At 57.6% G+C, this 17,278-nt stretch carries 15 protein-coding genes; 14 read left to right on the forward strand and 1 reads right to left on the reverse strand.

Annotation, left to right across the window (positions count from 1 at the left end; all coding sequences use genetic code 11):
• Window positions 1-32 precede the first annotated feature (32 nt).
• The 13 genes from FCL49_RS15530 to lpxC all read left to right on the forward strand — a co-directional run bounded on the left by FCL49_RS15530 (window position 33) and on the right by lpxC (window position 16,121).
• The gene (locus FCL49_RS15530) at window positions 33-1,796 is read left to right on the forward strand and encodes a peptidoglycan glycosyltransferase FtsI (protein ID WP_012005205.1); all 1,764 of its coding nucleotides are present in this window, start codon (window positions 33-35) and stop codon (window positions 1,794-1,796) included.
• Window positions 1,783-3,270 carry a UDP-N-acetylmuramoyl-L-alanyl-D-glutamate--2,6-diaminopimelate ligase gene (gene murE, locus FCL49_RS15535; RefSeq protein WP_174354265.1) on the forward strand — a complete coding sequence of 496 codons (1,488 nt, stop codon included), beginning with the start codon at window positions 1,783-1,785 and terminating at the stop codon, window positions 3,268-3,270. Before FCL49_RS15530 ends, murE begins: the two co-directional genes overlap by 14 nt.
• Window positions 3,267-4,628 (forward strand): UDP-N-acetylmuramoyl-tripeptide--D-alanyl-D-alanine ligase, encoded by a 1,362-nt coding sequence (murF, locus tag FCL49_RS15540; protein ID WP_174354266.1) that lies wholly within the window; start codon window positions 3,267-3,269, stop codon window positions 4,626-4,628. Before murE ends, murF begins: the two co-directional genes overlap by 4 nt.
• Window positions 4,622-5,704 (forward strand): phospho-N-acetylmuramoyl-pentapeptide-transferase, encoded by a 1,083-nt coding sequence (mraY, locus tag FCL49_RS15545; protein ID WP_012005208.1) that lies wholly within the window; start codon window positions 4,622-4,624, stop codon window positions 5,702-5,704. The genes murF and mraY overlap by 7 nt, the downstream gene beginning before the upstream one ends.
• 2 nt (window positions 5,705-5,706) lie before the next feature.
• The gene (gene murD / locus FCL49_RS15550; protein ID WP_174354267.1) at window positions 5,707-7,026 is read left to right on the forward strand and encodes a UDP-N-acetylmuramoyl-L-alanine--D-glutamate ligase; all 1,320 of its coding nucleotides are present in this window, start codon (window positions 5,707-5,709) and stop codon (window positions 7,024-7,026) included.
• Window positions 7,023-8,225 (forward strand): cell division protein FtsW, encoded by a 1,203-nt coding sequence (ftsW, locus tag FCL49_RS15555; protein ID WP_135315106.1) that lies wholly within the window; start codon window positions 7,023-7,025, stop codon window positions 8,223-8,225. Before murD ends, ftsW begins: the two co-directional genes overlap by 4 nt.
• A 3-nt stretch (window positions 8,226-8,228) precedes the next feature.
• Window positions 8,229-9,293 carry an undecaprenyldiphospho-muramoylpentapeptide beta-N-acetylglucosaminyltransferase gene (gene murG / locus FCL49_RS15560; RefSeq protein ID WP_135315107.1) on the forward strand — a complete coding sequence of 355 codons (1,065 nt, stop codon included), beginning with the start codon at window positions 8,229-8,231 and terminating at the stop codon, window positions 9,291-9,293.
• 83 nt (window positions 9,294-9,376) lie between these two features.
• The gene (murC, locus tag FCL49_RS15565) at window positions 9,377-10,855 is read left to right on the forward strand and encodes a UDP-N-acetylmuramate--L-alanine ligase (protein ID WP_174354268.1); all 1,479 of its coding nucleotides are present in this window, start codon (window positions 9,377-9,379) and stop codon (window positions 10,853-10,855) included.
• A complete protein-coding gene (locus FCL49_RS15570) occupies window positions 10,845-11,765 on the forward strand; it encodes a D-alanine--D-alanine ligase (protein ID WP_061807350.1) in 921 nt (306 codons plus the stop codon). The genes murC and FCL49_RS15570 overlap by 11 nt, the downstream gene beginning before the upstream one ends.
• A gap of 1 nt (window position 11,766) precedes the next feature.
• Window positions 11,767-12,618, forward strand: a complete 852-nt coding sequence (gene ftsQ / locus FCL49_RS15575; RefSeq protein WP_099063078.1) for a cell division protein FtsQ — start codon at window positions 11,767-11,769, stop codon at window positions 12,616-12,618.
• Window positions 12,615-13,871, forward strand: coding sequence for a cell division protein FtsA (gene ftsA, locus FCL49_RS15580; RefSeq protein WP_004950148.1), 1,257 nt, complete (start codon window positions 12,615-12,617; stop codon window positions 13,869-13,871). Before ftsQ ends, ftsA begins: the two co-directional genes overlap by 4 nt.
• A 74-nt stretch (window positions 13,872-13,945) precedes the next feature.
• Window positions 13,946-15,100: a cell division protein FtsZ gene (gene ftsZ, locus FCL49_RS15585; protein ID WP_004950150.1), complete on the forward strand. Its 1,155-nt coding sequence runs from the start codon at window positions 13,946-13,948 to the stop codon at window positions 15,098-15,100.
• A 103-nt stretch (window positions 15,101-15,203) separates the two neighbouring features.
• Window positions 15,204-16,121 (forward strand): UDP-3-O-acyl-N-acetylglucosamine deacetylase, encoded by a 918-nt coding sequence (gene lpxC / locus FCL49_RS15590; protein ID WP_017891607.1) that lies wholly within the window; start codon window positions 15,204-15,206, stop codon window positions 16,119-16,121.
• A gap of 14 nt (window positions 16,122-16,135) precedes the next feature.
• Here lpxC and FCL49_RS15595 read toward each other — a convergent pair whose 3' ends face one another.
• Window positions 16,136-16,660, reverse strand: a complete 525-nt coding sequence (locus FCL49_RS15595) for a DUF721 domain-containing protein (protein ID WP_135315109.1) — start codon at window positions 16,658-16,660, stop codon at window positions 16,136-16,138.
• A gap of 26 nt (window positions 16,661-16,686) precedes the next feature.
• On the opposite strand from FCL49_RS15595, the gene secM reads away from it, so the two are divergent.
• Window positions 16,687-17,220, forward strand: coding sequence for a secA translation cis-regulator SecM (secM, locus tag FCL49_RS15600; protein ID WP_174354269.1), 534 nt, complete (start codon window positions 16,687-16,689; stop codon window positions 17,218-17,220).
• Window positions 17,221-17,278 lie beyond the last annotated feature (58 nt).

The raw sequence follows: 17,278 nt of genomic DNA on the forward strand, positions 1-17,278 counted from the left end.
TGAAATCACTACACGGAGTAGAAAGGGAACGCATGAAAGCAGCACGGCCCGGTAAGTTGAAACGCCAGGAAGATCAGGCCAGCTTTGTAAGCTGGCGTTTTGCGTTGCTGTGCGGCTGTATTTTGCTGGCGTTGGTTGGGTTGATGCTGCGTGTGGCTTATCTGCAGGTGATTAATCCGGACCGCCTGGTGAAAGAAGGCGACATGCGTTCACTGCGCGTGCAGGAAGTGCCCACTTCGCGCGGCATGATCAGCGATCGCTCAGGGCGGCCGCTGGCGGTGAGCGTGCCGGTGAACGCCATTTGGGCCGATCCGAAAGAGCTCAATGAGCGCGGTGGCATAACGCTGGACAGCCGCTGGAAGGCACTGTCGGATGCGCTGAATATCCCGCTGGATCAGCTTTCTACCCGCATTAACGCCAACCCGAAAGGGCGCTTTGTCTACCTGGCGCGCCAGGTTAACCCGGCGATTGGCGACTACATCCACAAACTGAAGCTGCCGGGGATTTACCTGCGTCAGGAGTCTCGCCGTTACTATCCATCCGGCCAGGTGACCTCGCATATCATCGGCGTAACCAATATCGACGGTCAGGGGATTGAAGGCGTAGAGAAGAGCTTCGACCGCTGGCTGACCGGGCAACCGGGTGAAAGAACCGTACGTAAAGACCGTTTTGGCAGGGTGATCGAGGACATATCTTCGGTCGATAGCCAGGCGGCGCATAACCTGGTGCTGAGCGTCGACGAACGCCTGCAGGCGCTGGTTTATCGTGAACTGAACAACGCCGTGGCGTTCAACAAGGCTGAATCCGGTACTGCGGTACTGGTGGACGTGAACACCGGCGAAGTGTTGGCGATGGCCAACAGCCCGTCCTACAACCCGAACAATATGGCCGGTACGCCGAAAGAAACCATGCGTAACCGTGCTATCACCGATATTTTTGAACCCGGCTCCACCGTAAAACCTATGGTGGTCATGACGGCATTGCAGCACGGCATTGTGAAAGAAAACAGCGTGCTCAATACCGTCCCTTACCGTATCAACGGCAAGGAAATCAGGGACGTTGCGCGTTACGCGGAACTCTCCCTGACCGGGATCTTGCAGAAGTCGAGTAACGTCGGTGTTTCACGACTGGCGTTATCGATGCCGTCCTCAGCGTTAGTAGATACTTACTCTCGTTTTGGATTGGGAAAAGCGACCAATTTGGGGCTGGTCGGAGAAAGCAGTGGCATATACCCAAAAAAACAACGGTGGTCTGACATAGAGAGGGCCACCTTCTCTTTCGGCTATGGGCTAATGGTAACCCCGTTACAGTTAGCGCGAGTCTACGCCACGATCGGCAGCCTGGGCGTTTATCGTCCGCTGTCGATTACCAAGGTTGACCCACCGGTTGCCGGTGAGCGCGTGTTCCCTGAACCTCTGGTGCGCACCGTGGTGCACATGATGGAAAGCGTTGCCCTGCCGGGCGGCGGTGGGGTGAAAGCCGCGATCAAGGGCTACCGAATTGCCATCAAAACCGGTACCGCCAAAAAGGTGGGGCCGGACGGCAAATACGTCAACCGATACATCGCTTATACCGCCGGCGTTGCGCCGGCGAGTAATCCCCGTTTTGCTCTGGTGGTAGTCATCAATGACCCGCAGGGTGGGAAATACTACGGTGGTGCGATCTCCGCACCGGTATTTGGCGCCATCATGGGCGGCGTGTTGCGCACCATGAACGTCGAGCCGGACGCGTTACCTACCGGTGAGAAAAGCGATTTTGTAATTAACAGAAAAGAGGGTTCAGGTGGCCGATCGTAATTTGCGCGACTTACTCGCTCCGTGGGTGCCAACGGCGCCCGGGCGCGCGCTGCGGGAAATGACATTAGACAGCCGTATAGCGGCTGCCGGGGATCTGTTTGTCGCCGTTGTTGGCCATCAGGCAGATGGACGCCGCTATATTCCGCAGGCTATCGCGCAGGGCGTTGCCGCTGTGATTGCCGAAGCTGAAGGTCAGGCTGAAGACGGTACTATCGCTGAAATGCACGGCGTGCCGGTGATTTATCTGAGCCAGCTCAATCAGCGTCTTTCCGCGTTGGCCGGTCGTTTTTATCAGGAGCCGGCAGAGCGTCTGCGTCTGGTCGGCGTCACCGGGACCAACGGCAAGACCACCACCACTCAACTGCTGGCACAGTGGGGCCAACTGCTGGGTGAAACCAGCGCAGTGATGGGTACCGTGGGCAACGGTCTGCTGGGCCAGGTATGTCCAACGGAGAATACCACCGGTTCTGCGGTGGATATTCAGCACGTATTAAACGAACTTGTCGATCAGGGCGCGACCCTTGCCGCGATGGAAGTCTCTTCCCACGGCCTGGTGCAACACCGTGTGGCGGCGTTGCCGTTTGCCGCTGCCGTGTTTACCAACCTGAGCCGAGATCATCTGGATTACCACGGCGACATGGCCAATTACGAAGCGGCCAAGTGGTCGCTGTTCGCCGGTCACGAAGTGGGCCAGGCGATTATCAATGCCGATGATGAAGTCGGTCAGCGCTGGTTGAGCCAATTGCCGGATGCGGTGGCTGTCACCATGCAGGATAACCTGCAGCCAGGCTGCCATGGGCGCTGGCTGAAGACTACCGCGGTCAACTATCACGATAACGGCGCGACTATCCACTTCAGCTCAAGCTGGGGCGACGGCGAGATTGAAAGCCGTCTGATGGGGGCCTTCAACGTCAGCAATCTGCTGCTGGCACTGGCGACGCTGCTGTCGCTGGGTTATCCGCTGGACAAATTGGTTGCCACCGGCAATCAGCTGCAGCCGGTCTGTGGTCGCATGGAAGTGTTCAACGCGCCGGGTAAACCGACGGTAGTGGTCGATTACGCCCACACCCCGGACGCGCTGGAAAAAGCATTGGAAGCCGCGCGTCTGCACTGCCTGGGGCAGTTGTGGTGCGTGTTTGGCTGCGGCGGCGATCGTGATAAAGGCAAGCGTCCGTTGATGGGCGGTATCGCAGAACAGTTCGCCGATCGCGTGGTCGTGACCGACGATAACCCTCGTACCGAAGAGCCGCAGGCGATTATCGCCGATATCCTTACCGGCCTGCTGGACGCCGGACGCGCTCTGGTGATCCACGGTCGTGCGGAAGCGGTAACCAGCGCCATCATGCAAGCTAAAGAACAAGACGTGGTACTGGTGGCGGGTAAAGGCCATGAGGACTACCAACTGGTGGGGAATCGCCGTCTGGATTACTCCGACCGTACCACCGTCGCGCGTCTGCTGGGGGTAGTGGCATGATTCCTGTCTCTCTACGGACACTGGCCGATGTATTGGACGCTGAGTTAATCGGCGCCGATTGCCAAATCGTTGAGGTGACGACAGATACCCGTCAGGTAACCGCAGGTTGCCTGTTTGTGGCACTGAAAGGCGAGCGTTTCGATGCTCACGATTTTGCTGTTGATGCGGTAGCCGCTGGTGCCGGAGCACTGCTGGTAAGTAAGCGCTTATTGGTGGAGGTTCCGCAACTGGTGGTGAAAGACACCCGTCTGGCGCTGGGACAGCTTGCTGCCTGGGTTCGCCAGCAGGTTCCAACTCGCGTAGTGGCGTTAACCGGTTCATCGGGCAAGACCTCGGTGAAGGAAATGGCCGCGGCCATTCTGCGTGAATGCGGTGAAGTGCTGTATACCGCCGGTAACTTCAACAACGATATCGGCGTGCCGCTGACGCTGTTGCGTTTGCAGCCGCAGCATGACTTTGCCGTGATTGAGCTGGGTGCCAACCATATTGGCGAGATTGCATATACCACCGCATTAACCCGTCCGCAGACCGCCCTGGTGAATAACCTGGCGGCCGCCCACCTGGAAGGCTTTGGCTCTTTGGCCGGCGTCGCTCAGGCGAAAGGGGAAATTTTTGCCGGTTTGCCGGCTGACGGCGTGGGGATCATTAACGCCGACAATAACGACTGGCCGCACTGGCAGAGCATGCTGGACGGCAAAACCGTCTGGCGCTTCTCGCCGCAGGCAGCGGAAGGCGTTGATTTCTTTGCCAGTGATGTGCAGGTGAACGGCAAGGGTACGCAGTTTAGGCTGCACAGCCCGTTCGGCACCGCAGAGATCGCGCTGCCGTTGCCGGGTCGCCATAACGTAGCCAATGCGTTGGCCGCTGCGGCGCTGGCCATGTCGGCCGGAGCATCGCTGGAGGCCGTGCGTCAGGGGCTCAAGCAATTACAGGCAGTGCCGGGGCGTTTGTTCCCGATTGCACTTTCTGACCATCAACTGCTGCTGGATGACAGCTATAACGCCAACGTCGGTTCAATGACCGCCGCCGCACAGGTACTGGCGGAAATGCCGGGCTACCGCGTGATGGTGGTGGGCGACATGGCCGAGTTGGGGGCAGAAGCCGAAGAGTGTCACCGTCAGGTGGGCGAAGCCGCCCGGTTGGCCGGGGTCGACAAAGTATTGGGCGTCGGCCCGTTAAGCCAGGTGCTGGTTGAAGCTTCGGGCAATGGCGAACATTTACAGGATAAGGCAGCAGTGATCGCGCGCGTGGCGGAATTACTGTCAGAACATGCGGTAATTACCGTGTTAATCAAGGGTTCACGTAGTGCCGCAATGGAGCAGGTAGTACGCGCGTTACAGGAGAAAGCACCATGTTAGTTTGGCTGGCCGAACATTTGGTCAAATATTATTCCGGCTTCAACGTCTTTTCCTACCTGACGTTCCGAGCCATTGTCAGCCTGCTGACCGCGCTGTTCCTCTCCTTGTGGATGGGGCCGCGGGTGATTAAACGCCTGCAGGAGATGTCCTTCGGCCAGGTGGTGCGTAACGACGGTCCAGAGTCGCATTTCAGCAAGCGCGGCACGCCGACCATGGGCGGCATCATGATCCTGACCTCCATCACCGTTTCGGTGCTGATGTGGGCCTATCCGTCCAACCCTTACGTGTGGTGTGTACTGTTCGTCCTGGTGGGCTACGGCATCGTCGGTTTCGTTGATGACTACCGCAAGGTGGTTCGCAAAGACACCAAGGGGTTGATTGCCCGCTGGAAATACTTCTGGCAGTCGGTGATTGCGCTGGTGGTTGCTTTCGCCATGTATGCCGTAGGAAAAGACACGCCAGCCACCGAGCTGGTTGTGCCGTTCTTTAAGGACATCATGCCGCAGTTGGGCCTGTTATACGTGCTGTTGGCGTACTTTGTGATTGTCGGCACCAGCAACGCGGTCAACCTGACCGACGGGCTGGATGGCCTGGCGATTATGCCAACGGTGTTCGTGGCGGCGGGCTTTGCGCTGGTGGCCTGGGCGACCGGTAACATGAACTTCGCCAACTACCTGCACATTCCGTATCTGCGTCACGCCGGCGAACTGGTGATTGTCTGTACCGCCATCGTGGGTGCCGGCCTGGGCTTCCTGTGGTTCAACACCTACCCGGCTCAGGTCTTTATGGGCGATGTTGGCTCACTGGCACTGGGCGGCGCGTTGGGCACTATCGCGGTGCTGCTGCGCCAAGAGTTTTTACTGTTGATTATGGGCGGCGTGTTCGTGGTTGAAACGCTGTCGGTCATTTTGCAGGTGGGGTCGTTCAAGCTGCGCGGACAACGTATTTTCCGCATGGCACCGATTCACCACCACTATGAATTGAAGGGCTGGCCAGAGCCGCGCGTGATCGTGCGCTTCTGGATTATTTCGCTGATGCTGGTGCTGATTGGCCTGGCGACGCTGAAGGTGCGGTAATTATGGCGGATTATCAGGGTAAAAAAGTGGTCATCATCGGGCTGGGCCTTACCGGCCTGTCCTGTGTTGATTTCTTTATGGCGCGCGGCGTGACGCCACGCGTTATGGATACCCGCATCTCACCGCCAGGGCTGGACAAGCTGCCTGAAAGCGTTGAGCGTCATCTGGGCGATTTGAATCAGGACTGGCTGTTGGCGGCGGATTTGATCGTTGCCAGCCCGGGCATGGCGCTGGCCACCCCGGCATTAAGCGCCGCTGCGGATGCCGGCGTGGAGATCGTCGGCGACGTCGAGCTGTTCTGCCGCGAAGCACAGGCACCGATCGTAGCCATCACCGGCTCTAATGGCAAAAGCACCGTCACTACCCTGGTGGGTGAGATGGCGAAAGCGGCCGGTTGGGCGGTGGGCGTTGGCGGCAATATCGGCCTGCCTGCGCTGAGTCTGTTGCGCCAGGAGTGCCAACTGTACGTGCTGGAGTTATCAAGTTTCCAACTGGAAACCACCTTCAGCCTGCATGCGGCCGCGGCGACCATTTTGAACGTCACCGAAGATCACATGGACCGTTACCCGTTTGGCCTGCAGCAGTACCGTGCTGCCAAACTGCGCGTTTATGAAAATGCTGAAGTCTGCGTGGTGAATGCGGATGACGCGCTGACCATGCCGGTACGCGGTGCCGATGAGCGCTGCATCAGCTTCGGTGCCGATGTGGGCGACTACCATTTGAACCGTCAACTGGGTGAAACCTGGCTGCGCGTACGCGGCGAGAAAATCCTCAATACCCGTGAGATGAAGCTGACCGGCCGTCACAACTACACCAATGCGCTGGCGGCGTTGGCATTGGCCGATGCGGTCAATATCCCACGAGCCTCCAGTCTGAAAGCGCTGACCACCTTTACCGGCCTGGCGCATCGCTTCCAGCTGGCGTGGGAACATAACGGTGTGCGCTGGATTAACGATTCCAAAGCCACCAACGTCGGCAGCACCGAAGCGGCGTTAAATGGTTTGCAGGTTGACGGCACTTTACATCTGCTGCTGGGCGGCGACGGCAAGTCTGCCGACTTTTCCCCGTTGGCGCAGTATCTGCAGGGCGATAACGTCCGCCTTTACTGCTTTGGCCGTGACGGCGAACAGCTGGCGCAGCTGCGGCCGGAGGTCGCAACCCTGACCGAGACCATGGAACAGGCGATGCAGGCGATAGCCGGTCGGGTGCAGTCCGGCGATATGGTGTTGCTGTCACCGGCATGCGCCAGTCTGGACCAGTTCCGTAATTTTGAAGTGCGCGGCGACGAGTTCGCCCGCCTGGCACAGGAGCTCGGCGGATGAGACTACGCTTGCCGAACTTCGGGCTGACCGAACTGTTTAAAAACTGGGTCGCGGGATCGCGCGATAACGACTCGGTCAATATGGTGCTGTACGACCGTACCCTGTTGTGGCTGACCTTTGGGTTGGCCATTATCGGTTTTGTGATGGTGACCTCGGCGTCGATGCCGATCGGTCAGCGCCTGGCAGACGATCCTTTCCTGTTCGCCAAGCGTGATGCGCTGTACCTCGGCCTAGCGTTCGGCCTGTCGATGGTGACGCTGCGCATTCCGATGGAAGTCTGGCAGCGCTACAGCAACGTCATGCTGCTGATGTCGATTGTGATGCTGTTGATCGTATTGGTGGTCGGCAGCTCGGTAAACGGGGCATCGCGCTGGATCGCGCTGGGCCCGCTGCGTATTCAGCCGGCAGAGCTGTCCAAGCTGTCACTGTTCTGCTACCTGGCGAGTTACCTGGTGCGCAAGGTTGAAGAGGTGCGTACCAACTTTTGGGGCTTCTGCAAGCCGATGGGTGTGATGGTAGTGCTGGCGGTATTGCTGCTGGCCCAGCCTGACCTCGGTACCGTAGTCGTGCTGTTCATTACCACGCTGGCAATGCTGTTCCTGGCCGGTGCCAAAATGTGGCAGTTCCTGGCGATTATCGGCTCCGGTGCTTTCGCGGTGGTGCTGTTGATCATTGCCGAACCTTACCGTATGCGCCGCGTGACGTCGTTCTGGAATCCATGGGCCGATCCGTTCGGCAGCGGCTACCAGTTGACCCAGTCGCTGATGGCTTTTGGCCGCGGTGAGTTCTGGGGACAGGGACTCGGTAACTCGGTCCAAAAACTTGAGTATTTGCCTGAAGCGCACACCGACTTTATCTTCTCGATTTTAGGCGAAGAACTGGGCTATATCGGTGTGGTTTTTGCATTGTTAATGGTATTCTGCGTCGCTTTTCGTGCTATGTCGATTGGCCGCCGTGCGCTGGAGCTTGATCAACGTTTTTCCGGCTTTTTGGCCTGCTCAATTGGCGTGTGGTTTAGCTTCCAGGCGCTGGTTAACGTCGGCGCCGCCGCAGGCATGTTACCGACCAAAGGTCTGACGCTGCCATTGATAAGCTACGGCGGCTCGAGCCTGCTGATTATGTCGACGGCGATCGTGCTGTTATTGCGTATTGATTATGAAACGCGTCTGGCGAAAGCCCAGGCGTTTGTGAAGAGGTAAGGGATGAGCGGGAAACCTAAGCGTTTAATGGTGATGGCAGGCGGTACCGGCGGACACGTGTTCCCGGGACTGGCGGTCGCACATCATCTGATGGCGCAGGGCTGGCAGGTGCGCTGGCTTGGAACCGCAGACCGAATGGAAGCCGATCTGGTGCCAAAGCACGGGATCGAGATTGATTTCATCCGTATTTCCGGCCTGCGCGGCAAAGGGCTGAAGGCTCAGTTGAGCGCACCGCTGCGGATCTGGCATGCGGTACGCCAGGCAAAAGCGATAATGCGCAACTACCAGCCGGACGTGGTGCTGGGCATGGGCGGTTATGTTTCTGGCCCTGGCGGTTTGGCGGCATGGCTGTGCGGTGTCCCGGTGGTATTGCACGAGCAAAACGGTATTGCCGGGCTGACCAACCGCTGGCTGGCGCGTATTGCCAAAACCGTGCTGCAGGCATTCCCAGGTGCGTTCCCGAACGCCGAGGTGGTGGGTAACCCGGTTCGTACCGACGTACTGGCGTTACCGCTGCCGGCAGAACGCTTGATGGGTCGTGAAGGGCCAATCCGCGTACTGGTGATTGGCGGAAGTCAGGGGGCGCGGGTACTGAATCAGACAGTTCCTGAAGTCGCGGCGAGATTGGGCGATAAAATAACGCTCTGGCATCAGGTAGGTAAAGGTGCGCTGGAAAACGTGTTGCGCGACTACGAGAGGGTAGGGCAGACACAGCACAAGGTGACCGAGTTTATTGATGACATGGCTGCCGCCTACGCCTGGGCTGATGTGGTGGTGTGCCGCTCCGGTGCGTTGACCGTCAGCGAGATTGCTGCCGCGGGCCTGCCGGCGATCTTTGTGCCATTCCAGCACAAAGACCGTCAGCAATATTGGAATGCTCGCCCGCTGGAAGAAGCCGGCGCGGCGAAGATTATCGAACAACCGCAGTTTAACGCTGATGTGGTGGCAGAACTGCTGGCCGGCTGGGATCGTCCAACGCTGTTGGCGATGGCTGAAAAGGCGCGCGCAGTAGCCATTCCGGATGCCACCGAGCGCGTGGCGGCGGAGCTGGTGCGGGTCGCCAAATAATTTGCAGGGGTTCGGTACGCCGGGCCTGAATTAAAGAATGTCATACAGGGGCCCGGTATGCCGGACCCGGATTAGAGAGAGTGATGAATACACAACAACTGGCGAAACTACGTACTATCGTGCCCGAGATGCGACGCGTCCGGCACATTCACTTTGTCGGCATCGGTGGCGCCGGCATGGGTGGTATCGCCGAAGTGTTGGCTAACGAAGGTTATCAAATCAGCGGTTCCGATCTGGCACCGAATCCGGTAACCCAACAGTTGAGTGCGCTCGGGGCGACGATTTACTTCCATCACCGCCCGGAAAACGTGCTGGATGCCAGCGTAGTGGTGGTTTCTACCGCCATTTCCGCCGACAACCCGGAGCTCGTCGCCGCCCGTGAGGCGCGTATCCCGGTGATCCGCCGCGCAGAGATGCTGGCCGAACTGATGCGCTTCCGCCACGGTATCGCCGTTGCCGGTACGCACGGCAAGACCACCACCACGGCGATGGTGTCGAGCATTTATGCCGAAGCCGGCCTGGACCCGACCTTTGTCAACGGCGGGCTGGTGAAGGCGGCGGGTACCCATGCGCGTCTGGGTTCCAGCCGTTACCTGATTGCGGAAGCGGATGAGAGCGATGCGTCGTTCCTGCATTTGCAGCCGATGGTGGCGATTGTCACCAATATCGAAGCCGACCATATGGAGACCTACCAGGGCGACTTCGAAAATCTGAAGCAGACGTTTATTAACTTTTTGCACAACCTGCCGTTCTACGGCCGTGCGGTAATGTGTGTCGATGACCCGGTGGTGCGCGAACTGCTGCCACGCGTGGGCCGCCATATCACCACCTACGGTTTCAGTGACGATGCCGACGTACGCATCGAGAACTATCGCCAGGTTGGGCCGCAGGGCCACTTTACGCTGAGCCGTCAGGACAAACCGTTAATGACGGTCACCCTGAACGCGCCGGGCCGTCACAATGCGTTGAACGCCGCGGCGGCAGTGGCAGTGGCAACAGAGGAAGGCATTGAAGACGCAGATATCCTGCGTGCGCTGGCCGGCTTCCAGGGTACCGGTCGCCGCTTTGATTTCCTCGGCGAATTCCCGCTGGAGCCGGTCAACGGCAAAACTGGCAGTGCGATGCTGGTGGACGACTATGGTCACCACCCGACCGAGGTTGACGCAACGCTGAAAGCGGCGCGTGCCGGTTGGCCGGACAAGCGTCTGGTGATGATCTTCCAGCCGCACCGTTACACCCGTACGCGCGATCTGTATGACGACTTCGCCAACGTACTGTCGCAGGTGGACGTGCTGCTGATGCTGGACGTGTATTCGGCGGGTGAAACGGCGATCCCAGGGGCGGACAGTCGCTCACTGTGCCGGACTATCCGCAGCCGCGGCAAGCTGGATCCGATTCTGGTTTCCGATGCGGATACCGTGCCGGAAACCCTGGCGCAGTTGCTGCAGGCCGACGATTTAGTGCTGGTGCAAGGCGCCGGCAACGTGGGCAAAGTTGCCCGCAAACTGGCTGAGCTGAAGCTGCAGCCACAGAAAAAAGAGGAGGAACACCATGGCCGATAAAGTTGCCGTACTGCTGGGTGGCACCTCTGCTGAACGTGAAGTGTCATTGCAATCCGGCGCCGCCGTGCTGGCCGGGCTGCGTGAAGCCGGTATCGATGCCCACGGCATTGATATCCGTGACTTCCCGGTAACCCAGTTGAAAGAACACGGGTTTACCAAAGTCTTTATCGCGCTGCACGGTCGCGGTGGCGAAGACGGCACCCTGCAAGGGATGCTGGAGTTCCTCGAGCTGCCATACACCGGCAGCGGCGTGATGGCTTCGGCGCTGACCATGGACAAATGGCGCACCAAGATGGTGTGGCAGTCGATGGGCTTGCCGGTAGCGCCTTATGTAGCGCTGAACCGCAAGCAGTATGCCGGTGCAGAGAAGGCGGCGCTGATTGCTCGCGTCGAGGCCCTTGGCCTGCCGTTAATCGTCAAGCCGAGCCGTGAAGGTTCCAGCGTCGGCATGAGCAAGGTCACCGAGCGTGACGCGCTCGAAGCAGCTTTGGAAGAAGGTTTCCGCCATGACGACGACGTGCTGGTCGAAAAGTGGCTGAGCGGCCCGGAATATACGGTAGCGATGTTGGGCGACCAGGTATTGCCTTCGATCCGCATTCAACCGGCCGGCGTATTTTATGACTATCAGGCCAAGTACATTTCGGACGATACCCAGTATTTCTGTCCGAGTGGCCTGGGTGCGCAGCAGGAAGCCGAGATGGCTGCCCTAGCGTTACGCGCCTACCGTGGGCTGGACTGCAGCGGCTGGGGCCGCGTGGATGTAATGCAGGATAGCGATGGCAGCTTCTATCTGCTTGAGGTGAATACCTCGCCGGGCATGACCAGTCATAGTCTGGTGCCGATGGCAGCGCGCCAGTCTGGTTTAAGCTTCTCGCAGCTGGTAGCGAGAATTTTGGAGTTGGCCGACTGATATGTCGCAAGCTGCCCTGAATGCGCGTGAACGCGAGGTGGATAACAACCCGCGCCGCAGCAATGGAACCCAGTTGGCGGGAATGGTTTTCCTGCTGATGGTATTGGGAACGGTCCTGTGGAGTGGCTGGGCGGTGATTGGCTGGATGAAAGACGCCAGCCGCCTGCCGCTGTCACGACTGGTGGTGACCGGTGAACGCCATTACACCACCAACGACGATATTCGCCAGGCGATCCTGGCGCTGGGATCGCCGGGTACTTTCATGACGCAGGATGTGGATATCATCCAGCAACAGATTGAACGCCTGCCGTGGATCAAGCAGGCCAGCGTACGCAAGCAGTGGCCGGACGAGCTGAAAATCCACCTGGTGGAATATGTCCCGGTGGCGCGCTGGAATGATTTGCACATGGTGGACGCCGAAGGCAAATCCTTCAGCGTGCCGGCAGAACGAATTGGCAAACAGAAGTTGCCGTTGCTTTATGGCCCGGAAGGGAGCGAACAGGATGTTCTGGACGGATATCGGACCATGAGCAGCATGTTAGCGGCCAGCAAATATACGCTGAAAATGGCAGCCATGAGTGCTCGCCATTCCTGGCAGCTGGCTTTGGATAATGATGTTCGGCTGGAGCTGGGACGCGACGATCGCACCGGACGCCTGCAGCGCTTTATCGAGCTTTATCCGGTATTGCAGCAGCAGGGGCAGGCAGAAAGCAAGCGAGTCAGCTATGTCGACTTACGCTATGAGGCCGGTGCATCGGTAGGTTGGGCCCCAGTGTTAATCGACCCGCAGGCAGCAGGCGATCAGCAAAACAGTAATCAGCAACAGAATCAGGCACAGGCAAAACAACAATGATCAAGTCGACGGACAGAAAACTGGTAGTTGGACTGGAGATCGGTACTGCAAAAGTCTCCGCATTGGTAGGGGAAGTTCTGCCCGATGGCATGGTCAACATTATCGGGGTGGGCAGCTGCCCGTCTCGCGGTATGGATAAGGGTGGCGTTAACGACCTGGAGTCGGTAGTGAAGTGCGTACAGCGCGCTATCGATCAGGCCGAACTGATGGCTGATTGTCAGATTTCTTCGGTTTACCTCGCATTATCGGGTAAACACATCAGTTGCCAGAACGAAATAGGGATGGTTCCTATTTCCGAAGAGGAAGTGACACAGGAAGATGTGGAGAACGTGGTGCATACCGCCAAATCGGTACGCGTACGTGATGAACACCGCATCCTGCACGTCATCCCTCAGGAATACGCCATCGATTATCAGGAAGGCATCAAAAACCCGGTTGGGTTGTCCGGCGTGCGTATGCAAGCCAAGGTGCACCTGATCACCTGTCATAACGATATGGCAAAGAACATCGTCAAGGCAGTAGAACGTTGCGGTCTGAAAGTAGACCAACTTATTTTCGCCGGTCTGGCCGCCAGCTATGCGGTACTGACCGAAGATGAGCGCGAACTCGGCGTTTGTGTGGTGGATATCGGCGGCGGCACCATGGATATGGCGGTGTACACCGGCGGTGCTCTGCGCCACACCAAAGTGATCCCTTACGCCGGGAACGTGGTCACCAGCGATATCGCCTACGCCTTCGGCACACCGCCGACCGATGCGGAAGCGATCAAGGTTCGACACGGCTGTGCGCTTGGGTCGATTGTTAGCAAGGATGAAAGTGTAGAGGTGCCAAGCGTTGGGGGGCGTCCTCCTCGTAGTCTGCAAAGACAGACACTGGCTGAAGTTATTGAGCCACGCTACACCGAACTGTTGAATCTGGTTAACGATGAAATATTGCAATTGCAGGAGCAACTGCGTCAGCAAGGGGTGAAGCATCATCTGGCAGCGGGTATTGTGCTGACCGGTGGCGCCGCCCAGATTGATGGCCTGGCAGCTTGTGCGCAACGGGTGTTCCATACCCAGGTACGCATCGGCCAACCCTTGAACATCACGGGTCTGACGGATTATGCGCAGGAGCCTTACTACTCTACGGCGGTAGGTCTGCTGCACTATGGAAAAGAGTCTCACCTGAGTGGTGAGGCAGAAGTAGAAAAACGCGCCTCGGTGGGCAATTGGTTTAAACGTATCAATAGCTGGCTGAGAAAAGAGTTTTAATGTTTCAACAAAGAGATCATGCTGAGTAATCTTTTTATGATCTCGCAGCGACAGGCACAAAACGGAGAGAAACTATGTTTGAACCAATGGAACTAACCAATGACGCGGTGATTAAAGTCATCGGCGTCGGCGGTGGCGGTGGCAACGCCGTTGAGCACATGGTGCGCGAGCGCATCGAAGGTGTTGAATTCTTCGCCGTTAATACAGACGCTCAGGCGCTTCGTAAAACGGCAGTTGGCCAAACCATCCAGATCGGTAGCGGTATTACCAAAGGTCTGGGTGCGGGCGCGAACCCTGAAGTGGGTCGCAATTCAGCGGAAGAAGACCGTGAAGCCTTGCGTGCCGCACTCGATGGTGCAGACATGGTCTTCATTGCAGCCGGCATGGGCGGCGGTACCGGTACCGGTGCAGCGCCAGTCGTCGCAGAAGTTGCTAAAGATCTGGGTATTCTGACAGTGGCCGTGGTTACCAAGCCTTTCAATTTCGAAGGCAAGAAACGCATGGCGTTCGCTGAGCAGGGTATTGCAGAGTTGTCCAAACATGTGGACTCACTGATCACTATCCCGAACGACAAGCTGTTGAAAGTTCTGGGTCGCGGTATTTCTCTGCTGGACGCGTTCGGCGCGGCTAACGACGTGCTCAAAGGCGCGGTGCAGGGTATTGCCGAACTGATCACCCGTCCGGGCCTGATGAACGTCGACTTCGCCGACGTGCGCACCGTAATGTCCGAAATGGGCTACGCGATGATGGGTTCCGGCGTTGCCTGTGGTGAAGACCGTGCTGAAGAAGCAGCGGAAATGGCGATCTCCAGCCCACTGCTGGAAGACATCGACCTGTCCGGCGCTCGCGGCGTTCTGGTCAACATCACCGCCGGTTTCGACCTGCGTTTGGATGAGTTCGAAACCGTGGGTAACACCATTCGTGCTTTCGCTTCCGACAATGCGACCGTAGTTATCGGTACCTCGCTGGATCCGGAAATGAACGACGAACTGCGCGTGACCGTGGTTGCGACCGGTATCGGCATGGACAAACGTCCGGAAATCACTCTGGTGACCAACAAACAGGCCAGCCAGCCAGTGATGGATCATCGCTACCAGCAGCACGGCATGTCGCCGTTGCCGCAGGAAGTGAAACCTGCCGCCAAGGTAGTTAACGATCCGACTGCGCAGCCTAATAAAGAGCCCGACTATCTCGATATTCCTGCCTTCCTGCGCAAGCAGGCAGACTAAGAATATCCTGAGAATTTGGAATCTCCGCTCTTTGTGCTAAACTGTCCCGCCGGCCATGCTGTATGCTTGGTCGGTAGGATTGATAACATTGCGAGATAAAACGATGATCAAACAACGGACATTAAAACGTATTGTTCAGGCGACTGGTGTCGGTTTGCATACCGGCAAGAAAGTCACGCTGACAATGCGCCCCGCGGCGGCTAATACCGGGGTCATCTATCGTCGCACTGACTTGAATCCCCCGGTTGATTTTCCGGCTGATGCAAAATCCGTGCGTGATACCATGCTGTGCACCTGCCTGGTGAACGAGCATGACGTGCGTATTTCTACCGTTGAGCATCTTAATGCCGCGCTGGCTGGCTTGGGTATCGACAACATCGTTATCGAAGTTGACGCCGCCGAAATTCCTATCATGGACGGCAGTGCCAGCCCGTTCGTCTTCCTGTTGCTGGATGCCGGCATTGAAGAACTGAACTCTGCGAAGAAATTCCTGCGTCTGAAAGACACCGTGCGTGTTGAAGATGGCGACAAGTGGGCCGAGTTGTCCCCGCATAACGGGTTCCGCCTGGACTTCACCATCGACTTCAACCACCCGGCTATCGATGCCAGTACGCAACGCTACCGCCTTGATTTCTCTGCCGACTCGTTCGTGCGTCAAATCAGCCGTGCGCGTACCTTCGGTTTTATGCGTGACATCGAGTATTTACAGTCACGTGGCCTGGCGCTGGGTGGCAGCTTTGACTGCGCTATCGTGGTGGATGATTACCGCGTTCTGAACGAAGACGGCCTGCGCTTTGAAGACGAATTCGTACGCCACAAAATGCTGGACGCCATCGGCGACCTGTTCATGTGCGGCCATAACATCATTGGCGCGTTCACCGCGTACAAGTCTGGTCATGCGCTGAACAACAAACTGCTGCAAGCGGTTCTGGCGAAACAGGAAGCGTGGGAATTTGTCACCTTCCAGGACGAAGCCGAAATGCCACTGGCATTCAAAGCCCCGTCCACCGTATTGGCATAAGCTGATACCGCTGATTACTTATCACGACTGGTAGCGTTGGCACCTTCTCCGGCCAGCGATGCCAGTCGTTCCAATATTTTGCGCAGTTTTTCTGGGCTACGGCTCGCCAATCCCCTTAATTCCTCAGCACTTTCCTGACTCAGATGACGCATAGGCACCTTCGCCTGCGTATTTCCTGCGGTTTTTGCGGCGTTCTGCACAAGGTTGCTCCCTTTTGCCATCAAGGCCGGATTAATCCTGATGTCGATCGACGACAATGATGGTAGAATTTGCGCTCGTAGTGCAGATAATAAAGCCGGTTGTTCGTAGCGTAGACGCATCATCCAGCTGGCATTTGCCGTTTCTAGCACTAAAATACCCTGTCGGAAATTTGCGACGCGGCACCAGGGATGCAGTTGAACCGGCAACACGCCTTTCACTGCACGGTTAAGCTTAAGCAGCGCCACTGCGCGTTGCTGGACGTTATGCAGCGGGCCTTTGTCTTCTGTGTTAGCGTCGTCAAACAGGGAATCTAATAATTGTGGACGGCTATCGCGCATAATGGGCTCCGGCGGATAATAAACTCGTGATCGGTATTCTAAATCGTTGGCGACAATTTGGCAGACGTTATTTCTGGCCCCATCTCCTGTTAGGGATGGTCGCGGCCACGCTTGGCGTACCTACAAATCTGTCCGGCACGCCCGATCAAGCCGCTCTGCCGAGCACTTCGTCCAGCCTTAACCGGCAAAATTCCGTCAGCGGTGCCTTTAATAGCCTGGCATTGTTGCAGGAAGCGCACCGCCGCCCGACCTTTAGTGTCGATTATTGGCACCAGCATGCGCTTCGCACCGTCATTCGTCACCTTTCTTTTGCTCTTGCACCGCAGGCGGTTTTCGCTCGGGGGCAGGAAAGAGAAGCGGAAGCGACCGAACCCCCATTACAGGTAGCGCAACTGGCGCTGCTTTCTACTCTCAACGCGCTGCTGACGCATGAGTCGAAGCCGCCGACCATCATTCGTAATACCCACCATGCCGTACTGCCTGCCTTTGCGCAGCATCAGACGGGGCTGTGGCTGGCACAGGTGCAGGGCATTCGCGCCGGACCCGTAGCCTTAAGCTGATTTCTTGCCCGTCGGGCGACAAAAAAACCTAAAAATAACAGCAAGTTGACGGTCTGTA

The sequence above is a fragment of the Serratia proteamaculans genome (genome assembly GCF_013337185.1).
GTDB classification, from domain to species: Bacteria; Pseudomonadota; Gammaproteobacteria; order Enterobacterales; family Enterobacteriaceae; genus Serratia; species Serratia proteamaculans_D.